The sequence below is a fragment of the Lentzea pudingi genome (assembly GCF_014646255.1).
GTDB classification, from domain to species: Bacteria; Actinomycetota; Actinomycetes; order Mycobacteriales; family Pseudonocardiaceae; genus Lentzea; species Lentzea pudingi.
Genome location: NZ_BMNC01000004.1, coordinates 299,831 through 326,261, shown reverse-complemented (window position 1 = coordinate 326,261; position 26,431 = coordinate 299,831). Strand labels below are relative to the sequence as shown.

At 68.3% G+C, this 26,431-nt stretch carries 21 protein-coding genes; 7 read left to right on the top strand and 14 right to left on the bottom strand.

Features of this window, described 5'->3' with window-relative positions:
* Nucleotides 1–44: 44 nt before the first annotated feature.
* The gene (locus tag IEY88_RS16930; protein ID WP_229693459.1) at nt 45–1,178 is read right to left on the bottom strand and encodes an ROK family transcriptional regulator; all 1,134 of its coding nucleotides are present in this window, start codon (nt 1,176–1,178) and stop codon (nt 45–47) included.
* 627 nt (nt 1,179–1,805) lie between these two features.
* On the opposite strand from IEY88_RS16930, the gene IEY88_RS16925 reads away from it, so the two are divergent.
* A complete protein-coding gene (locus IEY88_RS16925; RefSeq protein ID WP_189155714.1) occupies nt 1,806–2,828 on the top strand; it encodes a LacI family DNA-binding transcriptional regulator in 1,023 nt (340 codons plus the stop codon).
* A gap of 372 nt (nt 2,829–3,200) precedes the next feature.
* Here IEY88_RS16925 and IEY88_RS16920 read toward each other — a convergent pair whose 3' ends face one another.
* The 7 genes from IEY88_RS16920 to IEY88_RS16890 are packed head-to-tail and all read right to left on the bottom strand — an operon-like array spanning nt 3,201 to nt 9,511.
* Nucleotides 3,201–3,536 carry an antibiotic biosynthesis monooxygenase family protein gene (locus IEY88_RS16920; RefSeq protein WP_189155713.1) on the bottom strand — a complete coding sequence of 112 codons (336 nt, stop codon included), beginning with the start codon at nt 3,534–3,536 and terminating at the stop codon, nt 3,201–3,203.
* 51 nt (nt 3,537–3,587) lie between these two features.
* Nucleotides 3,588–4,730 (bottom strand): alpha/beta fold hydrolase, encoded by a 1,143-nt coding sequence (locus tag IEY88_RS16915; RefSeq protein WP_189155712.1) that lies wholly within the window; start codon nt 4,728–4,730, stop codon nt 3,588–3,590.
* Nucleotides 4,731–4,741: 11 nt separating this feature from the next.
* Nucleotides 4,742–5,485, bottom strand: coding sequence for an SDR family NAD(P)-dependent oxidoreductase (locus IEY88_RS16910; protein WP_229693458.1), 744 nt, complete (start codon nt 5,483–5,485; stop codon nt 4,742–4,744).
* On the bottom strand, nt 5,482–6,432 hold the full coding sequence (locus IEY88_RS16905) for a fumarylacetoacetate hydrolase family protein (protein ID WP_189155711.1): 951 nt from the start codon (nt 6,430–6,432) through the stop codon (nt 5,482–5,484). Before IEY88_RS16905 ends, IEY88_RS16910 begins: the two co-directional genes overlap by 4 nt.
* The gene (locus tag IEY88_RS16900) at nt 6,432–7,370 is read right to left on the bottom strand and encodes a VOC family protein (protein ID WP_189155710.1); all 939 of its coding nucleotides are present in this window, start codon (nt 7,368–7,370) and stop codon (nt 6,432–6,434) included. The genes IEY88_RS16905 and IEY88_RS16900 overlap by 1 nt, the downstream gene beginning before the upstream one ends.
* 11 nt (nt 7,371–7,381) lie before the next feature.
* Nucleotides 7,382–8,512, bottom strand: coding sequence for an FAD-dependent oxidoreductase (locus IEY88_RS16895; RefSeq protein ID WP_189155709.1), 1,131 nt, complete (start codon nt 8,510–8,512; stop codon nt 7,382–7,384).
* 18 nt (nt 8,513–8,530) lie between these two features.
* Entirely contained in the window at nt 8,531–9,511 is a 981-nt protein-coding gene (locus IEY88_RS16890) for a cyclase family protein (protein ID WP_189155708.1), read from the bottom strand.
* An 84-nt stretch (nt 9,512–9,595) separates the two neighbouring features.
* Between IEY88_RS16890 and IEY88_RS16885 the strand changes: the two genes are divergently transcribed.
* Both IEY88_RS16885 and IEY88_RS16880 read left to right on the top strand, forming a co-directional pair.
* Nucleotides 9,596–10,528: a LysR family transcriptional regulator gene (locus IEY88_RS16885; protein WP_189155707.1), complete on the top strand. Its 933-nt coding sequence runs from the start codon at nt 9,596–9,598 to the stop codon at nt 10,526–10,528.
* A gap of 87 nt (nt 10,529–10,615) precedes the next feature.
* Nucleotides 10,616–11,845, top strand: a complete 1,230-nt coding sequence (locus IEY88_RS16880) for an MFS transporter (protein ID WP_229693457.1) — start codon at nt 10,616–10,618, stop codon at nt 11,843–11,845.
* 634 nt (nt 11,846–12,479) lie between these two features.
* On the opposite strand, the gene IEY88_RS16875 is transcribed toward IEY88_RS16880, so the two are convergent.
* Complete coding sequence (locus IEY88_RS16875) at nt 12,480–13,283, bottom strand: HD domain-containing protein (RefSeq protein WP_189155706.1); 804 nt, start codon at nt 13,281–13,283, stop codon at nt 12,480–12,482.
* Nucleotides 13,284–13,783: 500 nt separating this feature from the next.
* Nucleotides 13,784–14,233, bottom strand: a complete 450-nt coding sequence (locus IEY88_RS16870; RefSeq protein ID WP_189155705.1) for a MarR family winged helix-turn-helix transcriptional regulator — start codon at nt 14,231–14,233, stop codon at nt 13,784–13,786.
* A gap of 61 nt (nt 14,234–14,294) precedes the next feature.
* Between IEY88_RS16870 and IEY88_RS16865 the strand changes: the two genes are divergently transcribed.
* The 3 genes from IEY88_RS16865 to IEY88_RS16855 all read left to right on the top strand — a co-directional run bounded on the left by IEY88_RS16865 (nt 14,295) and on the right by IEY88_RS16855 (nt 17,563).
* Complete coding sequence (locus IEY88_RS16865) at nt 14,295–15,113, top strand: NAD-dependent epimerase/dehydratase family protein (RefSeq protein WP_189155704.1); 819 nt, start codon at nt 14,295–14,297, stop codon at nt 15,111–15,113.
* 219 nt (nt 15,114–15,332) lie between these two features.
* The gene (locus tag IEY88_RS16860) at nt 15,333–16,202 is read left to right on the top strand and encodes an SDR family NAD(P)-dependent oxidoreductase (protein ID WP_189155703.1); all 870 of its coding nucleotides are present in this window, start codon (nt 15,333–15,335) and stop codon (nt 16,200–16,202) included.
* A 95-nt stretch (nt 16,203–16,297) separates the two neighbouring features.
* On the top strand, nt 16,298–17,563 hold the full coding sequence (locus tag IEY88_RS16855) for an aminopeptidase P family protein (RefSeq protein WP_189155702.1): 1,266 nt from the start codon (nt 16,298–16,300) through the stop codon (nt 17,561–17,563).
* 471 nt (nt 17,564–18,034) lie between these two features.
* Here IEY88_RS16855 and IEY88_RS16850 read toward each other — a convergent pair whose 3' ends face one another.
* Nucleotides 18,035–19,168, bottom strand: a complete 1,134-nt coding sequence (locus tag IEY88_RS16850) for a chymotrypsin family serine protease (protein ID WP_189155701.1) — start codon at nt 19,166–19,168, stop codon at nt 18,035–18,037.
* 783 nt (nt 19,169–19,951) lie between these two features.
* Here IEY88_RS16850 and pulA point away from each other — a divergent pair.
* Nucleotides 19,952–23,587 (top strand): pullulanase-type alpha-1,6-glucosidase, encoded by a 3,636-nt coding sequence (gene pulA / locus IEY88_RS16845; protein WP_189155700.1) that lies wholly within the window; start codon nt 19,952–19,954, stop codon nt 23,585–23,587.
* A gap of 55 nt (nt 23,588–23,642) precedes the next feature.
* On the opposite strand, the gene IEY88_RS16840 is transcribed toward pulA, so the two are convergent.
* The 3 genes from IEY88_RS16840 to IEY88_RS16830 all read right to left on the bottom strand — a co-directional run bounded on the left by IEY88_RS16840 (nt 23,643) and on the right by IEY88_RS16830 (nt 26,274).
* Entirely contained in the window at nt 23,643–24,716 is a 1,074-nt protein-coding gene (locus IEY88_RS16840) for a LacI family DNA-binding transcriptional regulator (protein WP_189155699.1), read from the bottom strand.
* Between the two features lie 264 nt (nt 24,717–24,980).
* Entirely contained in the window at nt 24,981–25,394 is a 414-nt protein-coding gene (locus IEY88_RS16835) for a MerR family transcriptional regulator (RefSeq protein ID WP_189155698.1), read from the bottom strand.
* 25 nt (nt 25,395–25,419) lie between these two features.
* Entirely contained in the window at nt 25,420–26,274 is an 855-nt protein-coding gene (locus IEY88_RS16830) for an SDR family oxidoreductase (RefSeq protein ID WP_189155697.1), read from the bottom strand.
* Between the last annotated feature and the right edge of the window lie 157 nt (nt 26,275–26,431).

The following is a 26,431-nucleotide window of genomic DNA, read 5'->3' as shown; positions in this document are numbered from 1 at the left end:
CCTGACCGGACGCCCGGACCGCTCCTGCTCCCCCAGCGGCGCGATCAGGTGGTGCCGGTGATCGCGGCCTTGATGGCGAGCACGGCGGCGGCGCGTGCCCATTCGCCGAAGTCGAACGGTTGTACGTTCAGGTCGATCAGGGCGGGGTCGTCCTCGTAGGTGTCCTCGATGCCGTCGTGGACCTGCCCGGAGGCGAGTTCGTAGAGGGGCAGGCCGTCGCCGGTGAGCAGGATCTTGGCCGGGTCCAGGAAGTTGGCCGCGTGTCCGATGAGGACACCGAGCGCGTAGCCGGCCTCGGCGAAGACCTGCTTGGCCTCGGGGTCATCGGCCTGTGCCCGTTCGACCGCCTCGTCGTAGGTGGCGCAGCCGTCGATTCGGCGCGCGATGACGTGGCTCATCAGATAGCTCGAGGCACAGCCGCGATGACCGTAGCCGCACTGCGGTCCCCTGGGGTCGACGAGGAGGTGGGCGAAGCGAGGCGGTCGGCGGTGTGCGCCCTGGACGAGTTTGCCGTCGATGACCAGACCGGTGCCGACACCCGCGCCGACGGTGATCACCACCATCGACTCCACGCCCGCGCCGGCGCCGAACCAGTGCTCGGCGGAGGTCAACGCCTGGACGTCGTTGTCGACGGCGACGGGCAGCCCGGTCGCCCCGGTGACCGACTCCGCGAGCGGCACGTCCTCCCAGCCCAGGAACCCGGCGTCGACGACTACGCCGTCACGAACGACACCACCGAGCGTGACACCGATCCCGGTCAACCGAGGCCGGTCGGTCACGAGCTCGGCGATCCGGGCGACGACCTCGGCGGGGTCGGTGGAGCGCAACGGCTGGTCGACGGCGTCGGTCACGGTGGCGGTCAGGTCGGCGACGGCGGCGTAGAGGCGGTCGGCGGTGAGCTTCACGCCCAGAAATTGGTGAGCCTCGCCCCGGACGTGCAGGATCTCCGAGGGACGACCGGTGGAGGAGCGCAGCTCGGTGCCGCCCTCGACCAGCAATCCGTGGCCGACCAGAGCCCTGGCCGCACGGGTGAGGGTCGCTCTCGACAGGCGCACCCGCGGGGCGATCTCGGCTCGGGACATGGCCCCGTGGATCAGCACTTCCATCAGGACGTCGCGGGCTGCTTCGGGCAGGTCCGGCCATGTCGGCGTGGCACGAGCGCGGGCTGGTGACGTCACGACGCGACGATAGCGCTCGCAGTAGCCCCAGCGAGCCGTTCGACAACGCCACGCCCAGAACGATCTGGCGCCTGCCGTCGGACCATTGTCATCGTCGCCGTGATCGCCTCCGTGCTGCTCATCGGCCTGACCTGCGCATCAAGCCGCTGCGGGGAGCAACGAGCGGCTCATCGCGCAGCGCACCAACGTCCATTGTGGACCGAAGTCCGCCGCAGCGTGTCGCGACTCGCGGCCATCCACAGAGCAGCGTCCAAGCGCTCGGACTGCGTCCGTGCCGGAACTCGCTTCGGTAGTGATCGCTCTGCTGGCGGGGCTTTCCCGGTGCCCCTTGGCCCAATCTCAACCTGCACGTCGCGTCATTCACAACACCACGGCTGTGTCTTTGGTTGCGGAACGGCCAGGGCTCGTTGACGCGTCTCTGAGCGCCACGCGAGACTTGTGCTCGGCAGCGCCGCCAGAACTCGTCCATCGCGACCATCGGAGTTTTCTCGTGGGCCACCGCCGTCGGGCCGAAGCCCTAGCTCATCGCACCGGCACTGCCTGCGGTTCTGCAGACACACCCGCCAGCGAACTGATCGCCGAACGGTACGCGCCGGCGGCACTCGAAAACGCGCTCGTCGCGGTGTCATGACCACGGGCGCACAAGCCCGGCGCTCTCGTCCGCGCATCGACGAGGTCGCGCATGCGGCTGGTGTCTCGAAGTCGACCGTCTCCCGGGTGATCAACGACGAGCCGTACGTCAGCCAGCGATCTCGCGACGCCGTAAACCGGGCGATCGAACGCCTTGGATTCAGTCCCAACCACGCAGCTCGGACACTCGCGGGCAGCAAGGCGAACGCGATCGCAATGGTGGTGCAGGACCACGGCAGTCATGTGCTCACCGACCCGTTCGTCGCAAGCGTGCTTCGCGGCGTGCACGCGGAACTTGCCGGGCAGGGAATCCACGTGCTTCTGATGACCAGCCAGTACACCGCGAACCAAGACCTCGCGACCTATTTGACCGGCGGACATGTCGACGGTGTGCTGGTGTTGTGCCTGCACTGCGACGATCCTCTGCCCCGCATGCTGCGCGAGAGCGACCTTCCTGTCGTGATGGGCGGCAGGCCGCTCGCAGGCGGCGACATCCCGTTCGTTGATGCGGACAACTTCAACGGAGCACTCGAAGCGGCGCGTCATCTCGTAACACTCGGCCGCACCAGAATCTCGACCATCGCCGGCCCGAGTAACACGGCAGTCGGCATGGAGCGGCTGAGTGGATGGCGTCGCGGTCTCGGCGAGCAGCAAATTCCGACGGACCTGTTCGTGCACAGCGACTTCACCTTCGAGGGCGGTGCCCGTGCGATGAACGCTTTGCTGAACAGAGCGCCGGATCTCGACGCTGTCTTCGCCGCCGCCGACATCATGGCACTGGGCGCACTGGACGTCCTGCACGCCAGGGGTAAAAGGGTTCCCGACGACGTTGCCATCATCGGTTTCGACGACTCAGCGATGGCCCTCAACGCCAGGCCTGCGCTCACCACGGTGCGTCAGGACATCGAACAGCTCGGGAGCACCATGGCCTGGCGGCTGATCGCCGAACTCGCCGGCGAACCCCAGCTACCTTCATCAGTTCTACTGCCCACCTCACTGGTGCGCCGGCTCAGCGCGTGAAGTCGCGACGACCCAAGCCAGCATGGCCGCGATCATGCCGGATGACGAGCGCTACCCATCGATGCCTGATGAACTGCATGGAGGTACTTCTCGGCAATTACAACATTCGGTTCCGAAAGCGTTATATCGACCCCGGTGAGTTTCGGCGACAGGTTCTCGCGCCATATGTCGGCAGTTGCTCAAACCGTCCCAGATGGACGGAAGTCTCATCTACAGGTATGACTCGACGGGGTACTGGTCGCCGTTCTTCCATCGAGGCGTGCAACTGACCAGTCGAACGGTGCTGATCGTCGATGCTCTCGGCCAACGTCTCGATGCCGGCTCCGGTGGCGGCCGACTCGTTGCGCCTGACCGGGACCGATCAGACAGGCGTCAGCGACCGTCTCGATCAAGGGTGAACGAGTCCTCGTACAGACCTGGGTCGGCTTGCCCGAACGCCTTGATGCCCTCGATCACTCCTCGGGACTTCAGGTGCTGGAACACCCTCTGCGCGGCGTCCTGATCCTCGCTCTGCGCGTAGTTCACCAGGCGAGTGCCGTCCAGACTGCGGTGGAGGCTCGCCGACATCCAGCCGGGCACCTCGCTGGCGACCTGGGCCGCAGCGGCGAGGTAGTCGATCAAAGGCTGCTGACGATCCGGATGCGAGGCGCCGACGGCTGCGACCTGCGCCGTAGGGAGCGCGAAGGTGCCCTCCTGTACCGGAGGCAAGGTCCACGATCGAGCACGGTGGGCCCTTCAGGGCAGCCACCACGTCAGTTCTCATGGCTGAACAAGGGTGTCGGCGACCCAGTCAGCGATGTAGGTGCTGACGTGGGACAGGTGGTCGAGTCCGATGTGTTCGGTCGCGCCCTCCTCAGCGGTGAACAGCCGCAGCCGTCGGTTGGGGCTGTGGACGGCCTGCTCGTAGGAGCGGTGGGCGTAGGCAACGGGGATCTGCCGGTCGTTTTCGCCGTGGCAGATGAGGAACGGCACCGTGATGTGCTCGACCACGCCGTCGAGGTTCACGTGGTCGGCGAAGTCGGGGAACGTGTCGAGGTCGTCGTGCCCCCAGACCCACCGCACGTGGTCCCAGTAGTGCGGGACCGGGCGCTCGCCTTCTCGCTCGAGACGGCGGCGTTGCACGGCGCCCCAGTCGTGGTTGGCACCCCAGGCGACCACGAGAGCAAGGCGCTTCTCGAACGCGGCGGCACGGGGGGCGTAGTAGCCACCCAGGGACCAGCCGGCAAGCCCGATCCGGTCGTGGTCGACGTCGGCGCGGGTTTGGAGGTAGTCCACGCAGGCGGTGGCCCATGCCTCGGTGTCGATGCGGGCGGTCAGGCCCTGCACGCGCAGCGCTTCACCGGAGCCGGGGCAGTCGACCATCAGGCACGAGATTCCGCGCGCGGCCAGTTCCCGCCAGTGGTCCGATGAGTACATGTGTTCCTTGGTGGAATCCAGCCCGTTCCACAAGATCATCACCGGGGCGCGGTCGCCGGCTGAGCTGAAGTACGCGGGCATCGTCGTGCCCTCGTAGGGGATCGCCACGCGAGTGATGCTGGGATTCTTGAGGTCGAACGCTTTCTGCTGCAGTTCGAGGACGCGGCGGTAGGTGTCGAGCCTTCCCGGCGCCGACGGGCTCTGCAGCCGCTCGGCCTGGCACAGGTAGTTGGTGGCCCTGGCGTACAGCTGCCCGGCGGTTCGGGTGTGGCCCGCCTTCTCGGCTTCCTCGGCCTGCGTGACGAGCTGGTCGGTGAGTGCCGTCCAGGCCCGCAGGAAGTCCGGGGTGCCGGCGTCCTCGCCGCGGGTGGCGGCCTCGCGGATGGAGCGGCAGGCACGGTCGACCTCGTCGATGAGGCCGCCGCTGTTGAGGGTGGCGACCACGCCCAGGTTCCAGACGTAGTTGCCGGGAAAGTACTCGTACACAGCGGTTCCTCTCAGGTTCGTGCTGCTTCGCTGATCGACTTCACGCCACCATGGGCGGTCATGCCACCGTCTACGGGAATCTCGGCGCCGGAGATGAACGAGGCTTCGTCGCTGATCAGGAACGCGACGAGCGGGGCGATCTCGTCCACGGTGCCGGTCCGGCCGAGTGGGGTCTCGACGATGTTCGCGTCGCGGAACGCGGGTGACGCTGACGCGGTCATCGGGGTGTCGATGTAGCCGGGATGCACGGCGTTGATCCGGATCCCGCGGGGCCCCAGTTCGAGGCACGCGGCGCGCATCAGGCCGCGCAGGGCCCATTTGCCGGCGGTGTAGGCGATGGGAAAGTGGCCCGTCAGCGCGGCGACCGAGCCGACGACCACGATCGACCCGCCGGCGGGCATGAGCGGCAGTACGGCCTGCATCGCCCGCAGGACGCCGCCGACGTTGACGTCGTGTACGCGTGCCAGGTCGGCGGGGTCCAGTTCGTCCAGGCGAGCACGCCAAGTGATGGCGGCGTTCGCGACCAGGCCGTCGATCCTGTCCAGGCCGGCGACGAGGCCGACCCAGCCCGCGGAGTCGGTGACGTCGAGCCGCCGGTAGTCGACGCCGGGCAGTTCCTCCGCAGGCACGTCCGTCAGGTCGACACCGATGACGGTGGCACCCAGAACTGCCAACAGGCGTGCTTCGGCAGCGCCCTGTCCCCTGCCCGCGCCGGTGACGAGCACGACCTTGCCGGCCATCCCCGCTCCGGTCACCGCGACCGCGTCCTGGTGCGAGCCGGGCGAACCGGTGGCAGGTCCAGGCCCGGCACGACCGTGTTGCGGATGGCGCCGATGCCCTCGACCGTCATCTCGACGACGTCTCCCACGCGCAGCGGAGGCGGGTTCTGCTCGCCCCTGCGGCCCCACAGCTCGGCCAGGCAGCCGCCGTTGCCACAGGTGCCGGAACCGAGCACGTCACCCGCGCGCACCCACGTACCGCGGGAGGCGTATGCCACGAGCTCCTCGAACGGCCAGCCCATGTTGGACAGCCGGTCGTGACCGATCTCGGTGCCGTTCACAGACACCCGCATGTTCAGCCCCAGAAGCCCATCACTGTCCCGACAGGACTCCAGCTCGTCGGCGGTGACGAGCCAGGGTCCGAGCGTGGTGGCCGAGTCCTTGCCCTTGGCCGGGCCAAGCTGGACCTTCATCTCCCGTCGCTGGAGATCACGGGCCGACCAGTCGTTGAGAATCGTGTAGCCGAAGATCTCGACCTGCTCGGGGCTCAGCGACATCCCGTCCCGGCCCACCACGGCGGCGACCTCCAGCTCGAAGTCGAACAGCCGCGAGCCGGGCGGCACCGGTACGTCGTCATGCGCACCGAGCAGCGCGTAGGGGTTGGTGAAGTAGAATGTGGGCGCCTCGTACCACTCCGGTGGCACGCCACTGCCACCGGACACGCTCGCGACGACACCCTCGACGTGCTCTTCGAACGCGACGAAATCTCGTACGGTCGGCGGGTCCAGCGGCGGCAGCAGCCGGACCTGGTCGAGCGGCACGGGGGTCTCGCCGAGGACTGTCCTGCCCGCGTCCTGCGCGGCCCGCGAGCCCGACCGCACGAGGTCGAGCACCGTCACCCCGCGCGGGAAGGGGTGGATGCCGCCGTCGGAGACCACGCCCGCGCGCACCGTTCCCCGGTGCTCGTAGGTGGCGAAGCGCATCAGACCGGCGGGGCCACGAACAGGCCCTTGTCCAGGTCGTTGAACGACTTCTGCGCCACGAACTCGTTCATCGCGTTCGCCGTGCCCCACTGGTCGGACACCTCTGGCTGGCTGAAGTCGTAGAGGTGCGGGTGCCAGGCGTCCTCGTCGACGAGCTCCAGCTCGGTGGTGTACTCGACGGTGTTGCCGTGCGGGTCGAGGAAGTAGCTGAACGTGTTGTTGCCGGCCAGGTGCCGCCCTGGGCCCCAGATCTTCTCCACCCCGGCCCGCAGCAGCCGCCCGGTGCCCCGCAGGTACTCGTCGAGCCCGCGCAGCTCGAACGAGGCGTGGTGCAGCGACGGGTGCGGGCCGCGGGCGATCGCCAGGCTGTGGTGCCAGGCGTTGATCCGCAGGAAGTACATCATCTCGCCCATGCGCGGATGCATCAGCGTGTCGGACAGCCGGAACCCGAGATGGCGCTCGTAGAAGGCACGCGTACCTTCGGGATCGGCCGAGTTGACGACCACGTGCGAGAGCCGCACCGGGACGGACTCGCCCACCTCGATCTTGCGGTGCCGCCGGACCGCCACGTTCGCGCTGATCTCGACGGTGCGGCCCTCGTTGTCGAAGAACCTGAACCCGTACCCGCCGCCGGGTGTCTGCAGCGCGGTCGGCTCGTGCACGAGCCTCACACCGGCCACGAGCAGCCGGTGTGCCAACGTGTCCACGTCAGCGGGTGTCGCGGCGCCGAACGCGATCAGGTCGATCCGCTTGTCGGCGGCCTCGCGCAACCGGACCACGTACTGCTCCGGCGAGCCCTCGGCGGCCAGGAACGAGATGCCGGTGTCGCTGTGTTCGTTGGTAAGGCCCCACACACCGGTGAAGAACTCCTGTTGCCGCGCGAGGTCGGGCACGGCCAGGTCGACGTGCCGCAGGTGGGTGATGACAGGTTCAGTCACGGGTTTTCCCTTCAGGCGGGGTGGGACACCAGGTCACCGATGCGGCGGACGAGACCGGCCACGTCGCCCTGCTCGTGGTCCAGCAGCCACTGACCGAGTTGGTTCGACGCCTCCACCACCGTCTTGACGCGGTCGTGGCGGCGGGCGCTGAAGGCGTCCCACAGGCTGTCGTCAAGAACGTCGTTGGTGAGCAGCAGTTCGGCCAGCACCGTCGCGTCCTCCAGTGCCTGTGCGCCGCCCTGTGCGAGGGTGGGCGGGCACGAGTGCGCGGCATCGCCGATCAGCACGACCCGGCCGCGGTTCCACGGCGCCGGCAGCACGTGCGTCTCGAACCGCGTGTAGTTCACCCGGCTCGGATCGTCGAGCGTGGACCGGATCTCGTCCCACGGCCCGTGGTAGTCGGCGGCGAGCCGGCGCATCTCCGCGAGCCGCCGCTCAGGATCGAGTTCGCTGTGGTCCTGGACGTCCTCGACGATGAAGGCGTAGAGCGAGTCCTCTCCCGTGGGCGTGTATCCGGCGATGTGACAGGGGCCACCGAAGAACAGATCGCTGTGGGTCACGGACGCCGGACGCGGCCCGAACGCCCGCCAGATCCCCATGCCTGTGGGCCGGGGCCCGATCTCGATGCCGACCATGCGGCGGATTGCGGAGCGGACGCCGTCCGCGCCGACCACGAGGTCGTAGCGCCGGCTCGAGCCGTCGGTGAGCGTCACGTCCACGCCGGTGGTGTCCTGTTCCAGCCGCGTCGCGGTGACCCCGAAGCGGGACTTCACCCCGGCAACGGCTGCCTGGTCCAGCAGGATCCGCGCCAGTGTCGGCCGAGGCATGCCCATCGTGGCAGGCAGATCCGGTCCGCCGCTGCGCACGTCCCGCACCTCGACCAGCAGGGTGCCGGCGGCGTCGGGGGCGCGCATGCCGAGGAAGTCGAAGCAGAAACCGGCCGCTCTCGCGCGTTCCCACACGCCGAGGTGGCGCAGCTCGCGCAAAGCGTTGCCCTGCAAGGTGATTCCGGAACCGATCGCGGCGACGTCCGGCTTGACCTCGATGAGGTCGACCGCGACGCCCTCCCGCGCGAGCAGGATCGCCGTCGCGGTGCCGGCGAGACCGGCTCCGACCACCAGCACGTTGTCGACCGAAGGCATGAGGACTCCTTTGTCCGGCTACTTGACGGCGATGGGGGCGACCGGGGCGCCGACCGCGCCGGTCACCGGCAGCGGCGTTGCGGTCAGCCAGAACTCGTGGACCCCGTCAGCGGCGCAGTCGTCGGCGAGTGCGTCGAGGTCCCACATCTCACCGAGGAACAGGCCGATGTGCGGGATGGCCACCTGGTGCAGCGGCTGGAACGCGTTGTCGAACTCGTTGGGTCGCACCTCGACGCCCCAGGTGTCGGTCGCGACCCCGGCGATCTCCGTGCCGTGCAACCAGTCCACAGTGGAGAACGACAGGCCGGCCGAGTCCCCACCGGCGTAGTCGCCCCAGCCCTCCCGCCGCGCCCTGGTCAACCGGCCGGTGCGCACGAGGAGCAGGTCACCGCGGCCGACCCGTGCAGTGTCACCGTGCGCGGCGATCGTCGCCTCCAGGTGGCCGGTGGTGATGGCGAAGCCGTCGGGCAGCTCACCCTCTGCTCCACCCTTCTGGCCAACACCGAACACCCGGCCGACGTCGAGCAGCACGCCGCGACCCGCGATCAGTCCTGCCGTGGTCTCGATGCCGGTGATCCGGTCGCCCTCGCTGGTCACGACGTCCCCGGCACGGCGGCCGTTGTAGGCGAGACCGTGGTCGAAGATGTGGCCGAGACCGTCCCACTGCGTCGAGGCCTGCAAGGGCATGAAGATCACGTCGTCGGCCCCGCCGATGCCGTGCGGAAAACCCTGCGTGCCGCGCTCTGCGTCCGTCCCGGTGTCGAGCATGGTGTGCACGGGATTGGTACGCCGGCGCCAGCCCTTCTGCGGGCCGTTCGCGTCGAACCGTTGCGCCAGCGAGAAACTGGCGCCCCGGCGGACGAGTGCGGCGCCTTCCCTGCGCTTTGCCTCGTCCAGGAAGTTCAGCGTGCCAAGGACATCGTCGGCGCCCCAGCGGCCCCAGTTGGAGCACCGCTCGGCCGCAGCCGCGATCGCGCCCTCGGGATCGTTTCTGTCCACCACCTCACCTTCAGCGACAGCGAGGTATCAGGGAAGCCGAAATCGTTGATGAACGGTATCGACGAGATTGATACCGTCGGCGGCATGAACCTCGCGCGACTGGACCTGAACCTGCTCGTGGCACTGGACGCCCTGCTGCGGGAGCGCAGCGTGACCCGCGCCGCCGAGCAGATGGGGCTCGGTCAGCCCGCGGTGTCGGCCCAGCTGGGCAGGTTGCGCCGGCACTTCCACGACGAGTTGCTGACCCGAGCAGGTAACCAGTACCGGCTCACGCCGCTCGCGCTGCAGCTCAAGGACCGCGTGCGGGTCGCACTCGCCGGCGCGGAACGGGTGTTCGCGGCCGAGCCCGACTTCGACCCCGCACTGTCCACCCGGGAGTTCTCGCTGCTGATGGCCGACTACGGCATCGCGGTCCTCGGCCCCGGCATCGTGGCACTGCTCGCGGAAGAGGCCCCCAGGACGAGGCTGCGGTTCCCCGCCAACACGCCGAAGATGGTCGACGCGGCCGCACAGGTGCTGATCAACATCGACCTGCTCGTCATCCCGCACGGGTTCGTCGAGGACCTCTCGCACCACGATCTCTACCGCGACGAGTGGGTGTGCCTGGTCTCCGCCGGCAACACCGAGGTCGGTGATTCGCTCACCGTCGGGCAACTGGAGACCATGCCGTGGGTCGTCACCTACCACGGCCCCACCGCGTCCACGCCGGCCGCGCGGCAGATGCGCATGCTCGGCATCGAACCGCACATCCAGGTCGTCACCGAGACGTTCCTGACCGTGCCGGCACTCGTCGCCGGCTCGAATCGCGTCGCTCTGCTGCAACGACGCCTGGCCGACCGGATTCCGGACGACCTGGGGGTACGGGCACTGCCGTGCCCGTTCGAGGCAGGCCCGTTGGTGGAGGCGATGTGGTGGCACCCGATGTACGACGACGATCCCGAGCACCGCTACCTGCGAGACCTCGTCATCCGCGCCGTCCGCATCGATGCCGCTGATACCGCGCTTCGGCAGATTTGATTTCCGCTCGTGCGGTACCCGCGCTGACACTTCGACGTCAGTGACGCCGGTCGTCGAGAGCCGGCCCTGACTTCATCGGAGAAGCCAGTGACGCACTCCGCTCCCCCGCTCAGCACCACCGCGGACCAAGCCACCGCCGACCCGGCCACCGGGCGCCCGGCGGGCACCGCCCAAGCCGTCGTCCTACTGCTGTCCAGCTGCCTGGCCGTGCTCGGCGCGGTGCTGCTCGCCCCGGTGCTACCCCGCATCCAGGACGCCTTCGCCGGCATACCGGGCGTCACCACCCTCACGCCCATGGTCCTGACCGTGCCGGCACTGGTCATCGGCCTCACCGCGACGTTCGCCGGGCGCGTCGTCGACCGGCTGGGCCGCAAACGGCTGCTGGTGGGCGCTCTCGTCGTGTACGCCGTCGTCGGCACCGCGCCGCTGTGGCTGCCGTCCCTGCATCTGATCGTCGCCAGCCGGGTCCTGGTCGGCCTCACCGAAGCCGCGATCATGACCTGCTGCACGACGCTGCTCGCCGACTACTTCCACGGCCCCGAGCGGGAGCGGTACTTCGGCCTCCAGACCGTTTACACCACCGTGGCCGCAACGATCTTCTTCGCCGTCGGCGGATTGCTCGGCTCGTGGGGCTGGCGTACTCCGTTCTGGCTCTACGCGATCAGTCTGCCGCTCGCGTTCGTGGCGGCTCGCGTCATTTGGCAGCCACCGCAGCACCGCACCCGCGAGAAGCTCCCGTCCCTGCCCTGGCGCGACCTCCTGGCCCCGGTCTGCGTCAGCCTCTTCGGCGGTCTCGTCTTCTACGTCCTCATCGTCGAACTGTCCTATGTGCTCGACGGCATCGGCGTCACGTCCACCGCCACCATCGGCATGGCCAGCGCCGTCGGCTCACTGGCCACCGCCGTCGCGGCCTATCTGTTCCCCCGCGTCGCCCGGTTCGGTCCAGCCGTCACGGTCCCGGCGGCGTTCGCGCTCTGCGGGATCGGCATCCTCGGCCTCGCGCTGGCCCAGTCAGTACCGGTCGCGGTGCTCGGCGCCGTCGTCGCCGGCCTGGGCAACGGCCTCATGCTGCCCGCACTGCTCACCTGGGCGCTGGGCAACCTGACCTTCGCACAACGCGGCCGCGGCACCGGAATCTGGACCTCCGCGATCTTCATCGGCCAGTTCGCCTGCCCACTTGCGATCCTCGTCCTGGCGGACGCCACCGGACTGCCCACCGCCCTGCTCGTCGTCGCGGTCGCCGCGCTCCTCCTCGCGCTCGCCGTCCGGCTCCTCCGCCCTACACGACCGACCGCGGTACCAGCCAGGACATCGTGACAAGGCCGGTTGGCTTCGTCTTGCAGGTCTTGACGATCCCGACCTTGCTCCCTGCAGATCACCCGGAGGGCGCACTCGGTCACAGCGAACCAATGAACACTTCTGCCAGAGCAACAGCGACTGAGGTGCGTGCGGGTAGCGCTGTGCACGATCTGTGGCGCCGGCGAGGACGCGACCGTCCAGCGAGCCGACGACCACGGTCGGTCCCGATCACGCTCGACCGGTGTGGACGTCGCTGAAGTCGTGGTCACCGCGTGTGCTCGAACAGTGCGGAGAACGATCGTGCAGATTCAACATCGGCCCGTCATGGTGCTGCCGCGTCCATGGGCACGGCGGGGTTCGGCGGTGCCTCTTGCCGGCGCCATGCTGCAGACCAGTCGTGAGCACGAGACGATCATGGGTGTCAAGCCTAGCCAGCCGACGAAGATCAGCTCCGAGCCCTCGAACTCGGGCTCCTAGAAGCGGCGCGTCGAGCCGTGGAAGACATCCACCCATCGGCGACGATCAACAGCGACCGCAGACCCGCCCGATCAACTCCTCGAACATGCTTGACGCGAGGCGCCACCGGACCACGATGGTCGCACTGCTCGACGGGCTGGTGACCAAAGGGCTCGTGGAGCCCCAGGCGCGCGGGTCACTCCGGGAATGGGGCCGCCAGCACGGCTTGCTCGATGGTGGGAACAGGGAACCCTGGAATGTACTTACGCCCTACCTCCGCGAACGGGTGCAGGAGGTACGCCATCGGTTTGCGTCTGCACTGGTCGATGATGTTGGCGACGGCTTCACGCTTGAACCCGAGGCGCGGATAAGTCTCCAGCACTTCGGCCACGTCGTCACGATCCAGCTGGTCCAGCCCCTGACCGGAGACGTCCACACCGGCGCCGGCCGCCACCGCGGCGATCTCCGGCCGTTTCCGCGCCGCGATCGTGAAATTGGTGTGCAACGCGATCGCGTCCCAGACGACCTCCGCACGGGCGGTACTCATGCCGCGTTCCCGCAGGAAACGCCGTGCCACGTCAGCGCCGTCCAGTTCGAAGCGCTCAGCAGTGGAGACGAAGCGTTCAACGAGGCCAAGATCATGCAGAGCGGCGCCCACGAACAAAAGCTCACGGTCATACCTCTGGCCCGTCCGCTCGAGCATCAGCACGCCGAACTGATAAGAACGCATCACATGACCGAACAGCGTCGGAGTGGACACTTCACGTACGAACTCCATCGCCTGACGGGCCAACTCCGTATCCGGGATACGGAGCCCCGTCGTCGGGTACCGGACCGGCTGCGCAGCGGTGGCCACCGGTGCCACGCCCGAGCCCGCGACGCCGAGCAGGCCGGCCGCTGCCACGACCCGCGCACCCGAGAACAGCAACCCGCGGCGGCCAACCCCATTTTGAGAAGACGAACCTGACTCGTCAGCGCTATCAACACCAACAGATTCCATAACCTCAGCCTAGGGTCGGCATAGTAAGGTCGGCCTCGGATAATTGCCAACTTTCGACGGATTCGCGCCATCTACGGAACTGCGTCCGCGAGTACGCACCCACGCGCTGTTCTCACATGAATGAGACCTCATATCGGCCTAATCGAACACACGCTGCGTGCCGATCTGCAGGCCAATCGGCACGTAGTCGATTACACGCTGATATCAGGGGCCGTGTCAGAGCCGGGCCGAAATCAAGGGGAATGAGAGATACCCTTTATGCGCATCGGACAGGGCCGGAGCGGCGCAAGAACGTGAACGACTGCCTCCACTGGTATACGTCCAGCATTGGACAGTGGCCGACCTAGCGGCGGTGAACGACCACCTTCAACGGTTGGCAGCGGACGCCGCAACACCCAGACCGCCGCACACCACGACGTGCACATCAGCGCGAAGCCAAGACGAGTCCAAGGACCTCGAACAACCCCGTCCACGCCGTACGGGTTAAAGATCAACTCAGCCTAGGGCTTCGAGCGGTCCTGGATCAGGCGCGTCAGCAGCGTGCGCAACTGCGCGGATTCGTCGTCGTCGAACTCCGCGAGGAGCTGCCGTTCGGCCTCGTCGCTGGCGCGGACCGCTCGGACCAGCGCCGTCCGCCCGTCCCCGGTCAGCTCGACGACGTTGCGACGCCGGTCCCCGGCGTCCGCGTGCCGCGCCACCAGCCCCTTGGCCTCCAGCCCGTCGAGCAGCGCGACCATCGTGGTCCGGTCGACCCTGAGACGTCCGGCCACCTGCTGCTGCGACTCGGGATTGTGGCCGTCCAGGAGGAGCAGGACGGCCAGCTCGCGTCCGTTGACTCCGATCGGTGCCAGGTGTTCGGCGTGCAGGTCTTCCAGGGCTACGAGGGCGCGCTTGAGCAGATAGGTCAACCGCGCGCTCAGCCGCGGCTCCAGGTCCCCTTCGGTCGTCATCTCGACAGGATACTGTTACGCTGATCGTCAGTAGTACTGACGATCAGCGAAGGGGAAGATTATGACGACTCTGTTGCTCACCGGTGCCACCGGTCTCGTGGGTTCACGGCTGCTGCCACGCCTCGCACAGGACGGCTTCAAGTGCCGCGCGCTCGTCCGCGGCGACGCCGCGCTGCCGCCGGGGACCACCGGCGTCCGCGGTGACCTGGACGACCCGGACACGCTGCGTACGGCGGTGGAAGGCGTCGACGCGGTGGTCCACCTGGCGGCGCAGTTCCGCACGAGCGACGATGCCGCCATCTGGCGCGCGAACCTCGACGGCACCCGCAACCTGATCGCCGCCGTGAAGGAGCACGCGCCGAACACCCGGCTCGTCATGAGCAGCACCGGGAACGTCTACAACGCGAACGCCACACGCCCGGCGCTTGAAACGGACGCGTGCTCGCCGGCCGCCGCCTATCCGGCGAGCAAGCTGGCGGCGGAGCAGCTGCTCCGCGACAGTGGCCTGACCTGGGCGGTCCTGCGGCTACCGTTCGTGTACGGGGAGGGCGACGGTCACCTCGCGTCGATTCAGATGCTCGCCCCGCGGTTGGGCCTGCACCCGGCGCAGGCCTTTGCCGTGGCGCACCACCGCGACGTCGCGGCCGCCGTGCGCCTCGCGCTGACCGGGGTGATGGACGGCCGGATCGTCAACGTCACCGACGGCGCCCCGGTCACCATCTTCGAGATGGCCAGGCTCGCCGGGCAACCGATCGAAGGGTCCGCCGAGCCGCTGGCCAATCCGTGGTTCGGACATCTGGACGGCACCCTCATCCGTGAGCTCGGCTTCTCTCCGAGCGTGCCGACCATCTACGCCGCCGCACGCGACGGCATCCTCTAGGCGCAATGCCGGGTGGCCAAGGCCTTGCCGGAACGAGCCGCAAGCATGCTGATTTCGATTCGTTGATCTGTTGTGCCGGCCAGTAACGAGGCGCGCGGCCAGTACTTGTCGCGAAGTTCGAGGCGATTTCGCCGCACCTGAAATGAGCGGCAGCATCACAGGGGCGCAGGAACTGATGACGTTTCCCGAATCGAGCCCCCTTACCTCAGAAGGAGTTTCATGGCGAAATGGACCGCGGACCAACTGCCGAGCATGACCGGCAAAACGGTGCTGATCACCGGCGCGGGTGGAGGAATCGGACTGGTGACCGCCCGGGAACTCGCCCGGGTTGGCGCCCACGTGGTGCTGGTCGTGCGCAACATCGACAAGGCACGCCAGGCGACCACCAATATGCGAGGTGAATTCGAATTCCAGCATCTCGATGTCGCCGATCTGGACTCGGTACGCGCGTTCGCGCAGACGTACACCGGTGACATCGACATCCTGATCAACAACGCCGGGGTGATGGACATCCCGGCGGCGCGGACCGCGCAGGGCCTGGACGTGCAGACCGCGACGAACTACTTCGGGCCGTTCCTGCTCACCAACCTGCTGCTGTCCCGGTTGACCGACCGCGTGGTGACGGTGTCCAGCCAGATGCACCGGTTCGGCAAATTGGATCTCGACGACCTCGACTGGCGTACGCGCAAATATGACGCAATGGCGGCCTATCAGTCGTCCAAGCTCGCGGTCGTGCTGTTCTCGCTGGAACTGCAGCGCCGCCTGACTGCGGCGGGCAGCCACATCCGCTCGGTCATCGCCCATCCCGGCGTCGCCCGGACCGGACTGGTCGACCACTCGAACCTACGATTTGTCAACCGGCTCCCATTCCTGGTTCAAGACGCCGAGCACGGAGCGCTACCACTTCTCTATGCCGCCACGCAGGACATCCCCGGCAACGCATACGTCGGCCCCGACGGCTTGTTCAGCTTCACGGGACACCCCCTTGTCCGGAAGCCCAGCCGGGCCGGCCTGAACCCGACCGTTGCCCAAAGCCTGTGGCTGGCAACCGCCGCTCTCACCGGAGCCGGCGCGTCAATCGGGCAGTGACAGTCCCTTGGCCCCGGCTGCTACCGGGGCGACGAAGCCGTCGAGGAAGGCGCTGGTATTCCTTCTCGTCTTTTATTCGTGAAAGGAAAAAGTTGATGACTACCAATGTTCGCACCACCATCCCCCGGTTCTCGCTCGCGGAGCGCGACCGCCGGTGGGACCTCGCGAACGCCTTCATGGAGCGCCGGGGTCTCGACGCGCTCCTCGTCTACGGCGAACACGAGGACGCTGGTGCGATGCCCCTTTACTTCGACACCTGGTTCACCAACGACCGGGCCGGGACAACCGTGCTCATGCCCAAGGGAGAAGAGCCGGTCGTCCTCGTGCCGATGCCGCTGTACCTGCTCGACCGGCTGGAGGCGGAGCGACGGGGACACGACGTCTGGGTCTCTGCGCCCAGTGTCCGCCTCGGTCGCGACGCGGGCACGCTGATCGCCGCGTTCCGGGACCTGGGGCTGTCGCGAGCGCGGATCGGGGTGGTCGGGCTGGACCCGCACATCCCGTGGCACCCCGAGGGCGTCATCCCGTTCCGCCTGATGCACGGACTGGGTGTCGAGCTGCCCGAGGTCGAGATCGTCTCGGTGGGGTCGGAGTTCGGGCTGCTGCTGTTCCAGCTCAGCGAGGAGGAGGTCGAGGTGGTCCGGTACACCGCGCGCATCGGCGACGCGATGGTCGAGGCGATGGTCGAGGCGACCCGGCCCGGTGTGTCGGAGGCTGCGGTCTACACGGCGGGCACCGCCGCGGCGCTGAGCTACGGCACCGTCGTTCCCGGCATGCATCTGTGGTCGGGCTCGGAGTACGCGGCGTCGGGGCCGCCCGCGTGGTCCTACCGCCCAGGGGAGGCGCGGATCATCCAGGACGGCGATGTCCTCATGGCCGAGGTCTTCTGCAACTTCGGCATGCGGGCCTCGCAGCACCAGGTGACCATCGCCGTCGGTGAGGTGCACGAGGACATCGAGCGCGCGGCGCTCATCGCCGGCGATGCCTACCGGGCGGGACTGGCCGCCCTTCGCCCAGGCGCAGCATTCGGCGACATCGCTGAAGCGATGCTGGCGCCGGTGGAAGCGGCGGGCGGGTGGGTACGCGGTCCGCAGGTTCACGCGCTCAACCCCTGCGTCGGGCTCGCTCGCATTCCCGCGAACTCCCTGCGCGTCGAGGGCATCGAGCAGTACCCGAACTGCCCGGAAACACCCACGATGCCCCCGAACCTGGTGCTGGCGAAGGGAATGACGTTCGCCTTCGAGCCGAGCTGCGGCTTCGAGCGCCACCTCGTCACGGTCGGCGGGACCGTGCTCGTGGGTGACGACGGCGCGGAGGAGCTCAACCCGCGCACCGCCCAGCTGCTGCGCGCGGGCAGCTAGTGTCCTGAGTTCTTGATTCGTATGCAGTAGCAGGACTCGATGATCTGGTCATGTAGCCGGCGCGTTGACCTTGCCCTTCCTCAGGCGCGACTACGACGCCGAGTGGCTCGGCTCGCTGCAATCGGGTGCGAACCTGAGAACCTTCTACTCATTCCGCGCACCGTGCTCGAGCAATCTGCGATCTACGCTGAAGCCGTCCGCACCGAAGAGCGGCGGGCTCGAGAAATGGGAGCACTGGTGTTCCCTTCATGCTCGTAGCGGCGAGCGTACGCAATCCAGCACGTCGCTCGGCTCGGGTCCAAGCGACCGGCTCAGCAGGAGAGTGCTCACCACGTCCCATTCGACGGTGCAGCATCACCCGGTCCGCCTCGAGCAAGCACAGCACCGCGTCCACTTGTGCCCTGCGGCCAGGATGTGACCTGACGTGACGAGGGCCGGCTCCCGCAGGTCAGGACCCGGCCCTCGCCGTGATCACGGGATGTCGACTCCGAAGTCACACGCGGCTGTGGCGAAGTCCTGGAAGGCCATGCGTGGTCCAGCAGCGCGGGTTACCGTGCCGTTGGCGCGCACACCGCCGGACACGTGCGAGTACACCGAGCCGCCGCTGTCGCCGCCCCTGGCACCGGGCTGGCCCTGTTGCTGCTCCACCTCGACGAGGTCTTCCCTGTCCTGCCAGAAGAACAGCACCTTCAGGTCGCACACCGGACCGCCGATCTGCTCCGCACTGGTCACCCCGCTCTGGCACAGGTACTGACCGACGAAGACATGACCCCAGCCGACGACGTGTTCGGTGGTGTTGCTGTCCCGTCCACCGACGTACATGCGATCGCTGACCTGACTCGCCGGCACCAGTCCGATGTCGTGGTCGTCGTGGCCGTGACTGGTGTTGCCGATGAGCTCGCCTCGTCCGTCGGCGATCCGATGGCCGACCTGGCCGCAGTGCTCGGCGGTCAGGACGAACTGCCGGCCCGCGCCGTTGCGGACACCGAACCCTGACGTGCAGATGGTGCTCGCGGTCTGGTTCCACGTGCGGGCGCCGCCGCTCCACGGCGGACTGTCGTCCTGTCGCGACACCGGTTTCAGCTGTTCTTCGTACAAAACCCGGACGGGAACGCCTGCGACGCCGGTGACTTCGGCAGAGCTGCGGAAAGTGGTGGCGCCCGGTTCATCGGACACGACCAGGCCGCTGCCGTCGCCGGGAGTCTTGATGGCGGCGGTGGACTCGCCCTGCTGGTCCAGCCAGGACCGCAGGCGCGTGGTGGCGTGGTCGAGCTCGGCCTCGCTGTGCGCGGCCGGTCGGATGTGGACCGGAGCGTGCCGGACGGCCCGCTGTAGTGCCGCGGTGGTCGCGGCGGGAGGGATTCCCTTCCACCACAGGTTGACCGCGGTGTCGGTCAAGGTGATCCCGGCATAGCCGGACAGGCCGGGAGTGGTGGCGTACAAGACCTCGGCGGCTTCGATCAGCGGGCGCTGGGTCAGCGTGCGTTGCTCGCCGGAGGACAGCTCCCTGGCGCCGGTGGCCTGGGCCGCTGGGCTGACGGCCAGCACCGCGAATGCGATCGTCGTCAGGGCGAGGATTCTGTTGTGTGGCGTAGTTCGGTGCACGTTCGCTCCTTGTGACAGGGAAGAAACGAATCGCGTCGACGCAACTTCAGAGTGGCATGGCCGCAGGCACGGGCAAAGCACTCACCTTGATTCTGACAAAACCGGCCATCCCGCAATTCCGGCCGCCGCTTGCGGTGACACCTGGGACCGCGATGACGGGTGTCGATCGTCAGCACGAGACGCTCCGCCGCTCGTCTCCACCGAATTCGGCACCAGCAGCTGTGCCGGATTGCCGTTGCACCGCACGATCTGCACGACAGTGCCATCGCCATCGAACCCCGTGTTACGTCCTTGCACATGTTGTTGTGCGGCCGCAGGGCTTTGCCGACGAACTCCCACGTCTGACTGGCACCGCACCGCACCGCAGTTCCCCACACGTCAGTCGCTGACCATCGCTGAAGTTCCAGTTCGGCACCTTGACGCACTTGCCGAGCCAGTTGCTGGCCATTGATCACGTTCTCCCGTCGTTGTCCACCTGCGAGCCGCTGAGCCAGAGTTCCGCGGGTCTTGGTCCATTTCGTCGCCGCCATCGAGGGAGCTCGACGTTGGCGGGTCGTGCACCCACCGGCCGATGATGCCGACAGGCGGAACTCGTGCGAACTGCTGTTCGGCGTCGTTGCGCCGCCTTGCCGACGCCGTCGAGCGCCCCTTGTGAGTCTCGGAGCTTGACCAGTGACCCTTCACGTGGTTAATCGAGTTAGTAACATGACAGCTTGCGGCTACTCAACGAGGAGTGCTCCCATGAGGCCCAGAGGCTCTGTCCCCCGTCGTGCCCTCTTAGCCGTGTTCGCCATAGCCAGCCTGATGGCGGGCAGCGTCGTCGGGCCGTCCGCCGTGGCCGCACCTCCCACCTCGGTGGGAGTCGTCGGGGACTTCACCGGTGAGATCGGCTGCGCGACCGACTGGGACGTCGCGTGCACCGCGACGCGGCTGACCCGGCGCGCGGACGGAACGTGGTCCGTGCCTCTGTCCCTGCCCGCTGGCCGGCATTCCTACAAAGCAGCGCTAAACGGCTCCTGGAGCGAGAACTACGGCGCGGGCGCTGTCGCCAACGGGCCGAACATCGCGCTTGAGGTGCCAGCGGGCGGGGCGCGCGTCACGTTCGCCTACGACCCCGTCACGCACTGGATCACCGACGACGTCAACCACCGCATCGTCACCGCGGCGGGATCCTTCCAGTCCGAGCTCGCCTGCGCCGATGACTGGGCCCCTGACTGCCTCAAGTCGTGGCTGCAGGACATCGACGGCGATGGCACCTACACCTGGTCCACAAACGCGATCCCTGCTGGCACCCACCACGTCAAAGCCGCCATCGGACAGTCGTGGGCGGAGAACTACGGACAGAACGGCGTCCGCGGCGGCGCCGACATTCCCTTCACCGTGCCCTCCGCCGGCGCGACCACCTCGTTCAGCTACAACTCGGCCACTCACGTGCTGACCGTCACCTCCCACGGCGGAGGTGGCGGCACCCTTGCCGTGGTGGCCGCAGGCGACTTCCAGTCCGAACTCGGCTGCGCCGGCGACTGGTCGCCCTCGTGTGGCAACTCGCGGTTGTCCGACACCGATGGCGATGGCACGTACACCTTCTCCACCACCGCGATCCCGGCCGGCGCCTGGCAGGTCAAGGCCACCATCGGCGGGTCGTGGGATGAGAACTACGGCCAGGACGGCACGCCCAACGGTGCGAACATCGCCTTCACCGTGAGCGGGAACGGCGCGAAGACCGATTTCGCCTACAACGCCACGAGTCATCTGCTGACGGCGCGCTCCGATGGCGGCATCGGAGCGCCGGGACCTGGCACGCCGCCTGAGGCGGGCATCAAGGCCCATTGGTTGTCGCGCAAGCACATCGCCTGGGACCGCGCCACCGGCACCGGCACGTACTACCTGTACACACGACCCGACGGCGACGTGCGCATCGGCGCGCCCAGCCGGGCGATCAAGCTGGAGCCCGTTCCCGGCGGCCTGCCCGCGGACCTCAGGCGGGCCTTCCCGCGGCAGGCGGACCTGGGCGCGCTCGCGCTGCCCGACGGCATCGCCGAAGCCGACATCGAGAAGATCCTGACCGGTGACGTGGCGGTGGCCGCGTTCGACGGCGCGTCGCTGCGCGCGTCGACCCGGCTGCGCAACCACGGCGTTCTCGACGATGTCCACGCTTCGGCCCGCACGCGTGCCCTCGGGCCGATGTGGACCGCAGGCGTACCGGCGCTGCACCTGTGGGCGCCGACGGCCCGCTCGGTCAAGGTCAACCTCTACGACGACGCCACCACCGGCACGCCGTCGTCCACAGTGGACCTGGCCGCGGGCGGCGACGGCGTGTGGACCGCGACCGGCAACGCCACGTGGAAGAACAAGTTCTACCTGTTCGACGTCGAGGTGCTGGCCGACAACGGCTCCTTCCAGCGGCACCAGGTCACCGACCCCTACTCGGTGGGCCTGTCCACCAACGGCACCCGCAGCGCCCTGCTCGACCTGGCCGACCCCGCCCTGGCCCCGGCCGGCTGGACGTCACTGGCGAAGCCCGCTTTGGCCAAGCCCGAGGACCAGGCGATCTACGAGCTGCACATCCGTGACTTCTCCATCGGTGACACCACCGTCCCCGCCGCCGACCGCGGCACCTACCGCGCCTTCACCCACGCGGGCAGCAACGGCATGAAACACCTCGCCGACCTCGCCCGCGCCGGTCTCACCACCGTGCATCTGCTGCCCTTCGCGGACTTCACCATCCAAGAGCAGCGCTCACAGCACCAGAACCCGCAGTGCGACCTGCGATCCATGGCACGTGACAGCGACCAGCAGCAGTCCTGCGTCAACGCCGTGGCCAACAGCGACGGCTTCGACTGGGGCTACAACACCCAGCACTACACCGTTCCGGAAGGATCATTCGCCACCGACCCCCAGGGCGGCGCACGCACGCTGCAGACCCGGCAGATGGTCGCGGGGCTCAACGGCGCCGGCCTGCGGGCGGTGATGGACGTGGTCTACAACCACACGCCCGACGCGGGCCCGAGCGGCACCAACAACCTCGACCGCATCGTGCCCGGTTACTACCACCGGCTCAACGCCGAGGGACAGGTGGAGAACTCCACCTGCTGTCCCAACACCGCCGCCGAGCACGCCATGATGGGCAAGTTGCTGGTCGACTCCGTGCTCACGTGGGCCAAGGCGTACAAGATCGACGGGTTCCGCTTCGACCTGATGGGCCACCACCCCAAATCCGTGCTCACCGACCTGCGCGCCGCCCTGGACACGCTCACCGTCGCCAAGGACGGCGTCGACGGCAAAGCGGTCTACCTCTACGGCGAGGGCTGGGACTTCGGCGAGGTGGCGGGCAACACCCTGTTCACCCAGGCCACCCAGGTCAACATGGCCGGCACCGGGGTCGGCACCTTCAACGACCGCATCCGCGACGCCGTGCGCGGAGGCGGTCCCGCGGACGCCAACCCTCGCGCGCAGGGCTTCGCCAGCGGCCTGTTCACCGCGTCCAACGGCGACGGCGTCAACGGCGACAGCACCGCGCAGAAGACCAAGCTCCTGCTGCAGCAGGACCAGATCAAGGTCGGCCTGACCGGCAACCTCAAGGACTACTCGTTCGTCGACCGCACCGGCGCGACGGTCAAGGGTTCCCAAGTGCCCTACGGCGGCTCGCCCACCGGCTACACCAGTGACCCGCAGGAGAGCGTCGCCTACGTCGACGCGCACGACGACCTGGTCCTGTTCGACAACCTGACCTACAAACTGCCCACCGGCACCACCATGGCCGACCGCATCCGCGCGCAGTCGCTCGCACTGAGCATCCCGGCCCTGAGCCAAGGCGTGGCGTTCTGGCACGCGGGCAGCGAGATGCTGCGCAGCAAGTCCTTCGACAGCAACAGCTACAACTCCGGCGACTGGTTCAACGTCTACGACCCGACCAAAACCGACAACGGCTTCGGCCGCGGCCTGCCCGCCTCCGAACGCGCCAGAAGTCAGTGGTCCTACGCCACACCGCTGCTGGCAGACCCGGCGCTCAAGCCGTCACCAGCCGACATCGCCAAAGCCGCCGCGCAGTCCAAGGACTTCCTGACGATCCGGGCGACCAACCCGCTGTTCCGCCTGGCCACCGCCGCCCAAGTGCAACAGAAGGTCTCGTTCCCCGACAGCGGCCCCAACCAGAAGCCCGGCGTGATCGTCATGCGCATCGACGACACCACCGGCGCCGACGTCGACCCCAACGTCAAAGGCCTGGTGGTCATCTTCAACGCCGGCACCCAACCCACCAGCCACACCCTCGCCGCCGCACAGGGCGCCGGCTACACCCTCGACCCCACCCAAGCCGCCGGCAGTGACCCGGTGGTCAAGACCGCCACGTTCACCCCGTCCACCGGCACCTTCACCGTGCCCCCGCGCACCACCGCCGTGTTCCGTCTTATCCAGTAACCGCCCTCACCCCGAGGGCCGGCACCCCGAGCTGGAGGGCCGGCCCTCGGCCGCGTCACGGGGAACGTGGAACCCGTCCGGTCGACTCGCGCACGATCAGCGTCGCGCTCAAGTACTGGTGGGGGTGCTGATCCTCTCCGCGGATGGCCGAGATCAGAAAATCCGCGGCCGTCCGCCCCTTCGTCGCGATCGCCTGCCGCACCGTGGTCAACCGGGGCCGCTGCCACGCCGCCTCCGGCAGGTCGTCGAACCCGGTCACCGACACCTGCCCCGGGACGTCGAGTCCCAACTCGTGCAGCGCGTCCAGCGCGCCGATCGCCAACACGTCCGACAACGCGACGATCGCGGTCGGCGCGTACTCGGCCATCAGCCGTTTCGTCGCCCGGAACCCGTCGACGCGGGTGACCGGTACCTCGAGCAGCTCCACGTCCGCCATCGTCATCCCGACCTCGGCCAACGCCTCGACAATGCCCTCCATCCGCCGCGCCAGCGGACCCCGGTAACCACGCTCGGCATGGTCCGGACCAGGGTCCATCGACAACACCGCCAGACGCCGGTGTCCCATCTCCAGCAGGTGCTCCACGACCTCACGAGCACCCATGCGGTCGTCGACGTCCACACTCGGCACGTTCTCCTGCGGATCACTGTCGACCAGGACGAACGGGATCTTGCGCCGCTCGAGTTCGGCGACCTCGCCCCGGTCGCTCTCCAGCCCGCACACCACGAACCCGTCCACGGCCGCGTACGGGATCGCCTTGAGCATCGAATCCCGCAACGGAGCGCTGAGCAGCAGCGTGAACCCCTCCTGGTCGCACACCTGCCCGACGCCCATCAGAAACTGTGCGTAGTACGGGTTCTCCATCACCGTCGCCAGGTTCTGCGGCAGCAGCACACCCAACGCGTTGGTCCGACCTGCCTGCAACATCCGCGCCACCGTGCTCGGTGCGTACCCCAGCTCCTCGGCCGCCGCCAGAATGCGCTCTCGCGTCGCCGCAGAAATCCGGTGCGGGTTGTTGTAAGCGAACGACACCGCTGCCCGCGACACTCCTGCCGCAGCGGCTACGTCACTCGACGTCGGCTTGGCTCGGCGATCGTTGGCACGGCCGGACCGGACGGATCTCCGCGCCATAGTTTCTGACCCCCGCTCGAACGGTCCTGAAAATAGTTGATGCTACTGAGCGGCGACCGCCTTGTTCGGCAACATGCCGACGTCCACCCGGCGCCGCGCTCTTGATCTACACCGATGCAACAGCTCGTGACGATTGACCACATCGAGCCGCCGAGATGGAGCGAAGACCCCGGCCACGGCGATGCCGGTCGCACATCGAATCTTCGCCGCGCCAGGAGTACATGTCGCGGCAGGCCGACGGGTCCGCAGTGATGGGTGAAGGTCCTAGCGGCGCGGTCCTGCCATCGCCGAGGGCGGCAGGATCGCGCCGGCGACCAGTTCGTCGAGCGCCTCCTGGAGCTGTCGAATGCGGAGGCCGGCTTCCCGCTGCAGGTGCTCGGACAGTTCTTGCCACTCCGCCGGTCCGGGCGGGCGGTCGTCCGGCAGCGCGGCGAGCGCGGCGTGGATCTCGGCAAGCGTCAGGCCGACGCGTCTGCAGGCGCCGATCATGGCGACGCGGCAGAGAACGTCGCCGCGGAAGCGACGCCGATTCCCGGTCGTGCGGTCGGCGCGCAGGAGGCCTTTGCGGTCGTAGAAGCGAATCGCGGAGGGCGCGAGACCGCTGCGCTCGGCGACTTGCCCGACGGTGAGGCCATCGACGTGCCAGTCGGGGTCGTGGTGGTGCGTGGCCCGCGGCATCGTGCAGTCCGATCGTTCGCCGCGGTCAGGCGGTGAAGTCGCCGGCATGGTCCCTCGCCCACTCCCGGAACGTTCGGGCCGGTCGGCCGAGGATGCGCCGCACGTCGTCCGTCGCGCGCTCCGGGCGCTCGGCCAGCGTCGCCCAGTGGGCCAGCGCCGCCGCGGCGTAGTCCGGGCCGAGCACCGCCGCGTACGCGCGCCGAGCCGCCTCAGGGGACTGCTCGCGCACCCTGAGCTCGCGTCCGAGTGCCGCCCCGATCGCTGCCACTTGCTCGCGCTGGGTCAACACCTGCGGCCCGGTGACGGGGAACGCGCCGCCCGCGAGCGCCGGGTCGAGCAGCGCGCGCACCGCGACGTCGGCGATGTCGCGCTCGTGCACGAGTGACCGGGCGGCGTCGGGGAACGGCAGCTCGATGACGTCGCCGCGCTGGATCTGTTCGGCCCACTCGAGCGTGTTCGCCGCGAAGCCGCCCGCGCGCAGGAACGTCCACGAGGCTCCGGACGCCGCGACGAGCGCCTCGACGTCCGCCCACACGCCGGGCGTCGGACCGTCGTCACTCTGCAGCCGCGCGGCGGAGAGGTGGACGAGGTGACTCGAGTGGCGGGCGAGAGCCTTGACCGCCTGCGCGGCGCCGTCCGCCGAGAAGCCGGGCCAGAGCAGGAACGCGGCGTCGGTGCCGCGCGCCGCCGCGTCCACGGTCGCCGGGGCATGCAGATCCCCGGCGACGACCTCGACGCCGCCGGGCAGCCCGGCGGTCGCGGACTCGCGGACGAGCGCCCGCACGCGCGCGCCGGCTTCCAGCAGACCGGCGACGACATGACGGCCCACCTTGCCGGTGGCTCCGGTGACGAGAACGGTGCGGTCGAGATCGAAAGACATGACCGCGACGCTAGGACTTCAACCAAGGTTCAGGTCAAGGCCGGGCCGATGGCGGCTCAGAACACACCGCCGTCCGCGAGACCGAACCGCGCCACATGTCGGTGGACCCGTGGAGCATCAATCCGTGCGTCGCTCCTCGGGGGCCGGAACCGGATGA

Excerpts from the sequence above, each read along its gene's own strand:
- IEY88_RS16860 (WP_189155703.1), top strand. The coding sequence starts at position 15,333 with ATGGCGAAATGGACCGCGGACCAACTGCCGAGCATGACCGGCAAAACG.
- IEY88_RS16870 (WP_189155705.1), bottom strand. The coding sequence starts at position 14,233 with ATGACGACCGAAGGGGACCTGGAGCCGCGGCTGAGCGCGCGGTTGACC.
- IEY88_RS16830 (WP_189155697.1), bottom strand. The coding sequence starts at position 26,274 with ATGTCTTTCGATCTCGACCGCACCGTTCTCGTCACCGGAGCCACCGGC.
- IEY88_RS16925 (WP_189155714.1), top strand. The coding sequence starts at position 1,806 with ATGACCACGGGCGCACAAGCCCGGCGCTCTCGTCCGCGCATCGACGAG.
- IEY88_RS16885 (WP_189155707.1), top strand. The coding sequence starts at position 9,596 with ATGAACCTCGCGCGACTGGACCTGAACCTGCTCGTGGCACTGGACGCC.
- IEY88_RS16905 (WP_189155711.1), bottom strand. The coding sequence starts at position 6,432 with ATGCGCTTCGCCACCTACGAGCACCGGGGAACGGTGCGCGCGGGCGTG.
- IEY88_RS16855 (WP_189155702.1), top strand. The coding sequence starts at position 16,298 with ATGACTACCAATGTTCGCACCACCATCCCCCGGTTCTCGCTCGCGGAG.
- IEY88_RS16840 (WP_189155699.1), bottom strand. The coding sequence starts at position 24,716 with ATGGCGCGGAGATCCGTCCGGTCCGGCCGTGCCAACGATCGCCGAGCC.
- IEY88_RS16895 (WP_189155709.1), bottom strand. The coding sequence starts at position 8,512 with ATGCCTTCGGTCGACAACGTGCTGGTGGTCGGAGCCGGTCTCGCCGGC.
- IEY88_RS16875 (WP_189155706.1), bottom strand. The coding sequence starts at position 13,283 with ATGGAATCTGTTGGTGTTGATAGCGCTGACGAGTCAGGTTCGTCTTCT.
- IEY88_RS16835 (WP_189155698.1), bottom strand. The coding sequence starts at position 25,394 with ATGCCGCGGGCCACGCACCACCACGACCCCGACTGGCACGTCGATGGC.
- IEY88_RS16865 (WP_189155704.1), top strand. The coding sequence starts at position 14,295 with ATGACGACTCTGTTGCTCACCGGTGCCACCGGTCTCGTGGGTTCACGG.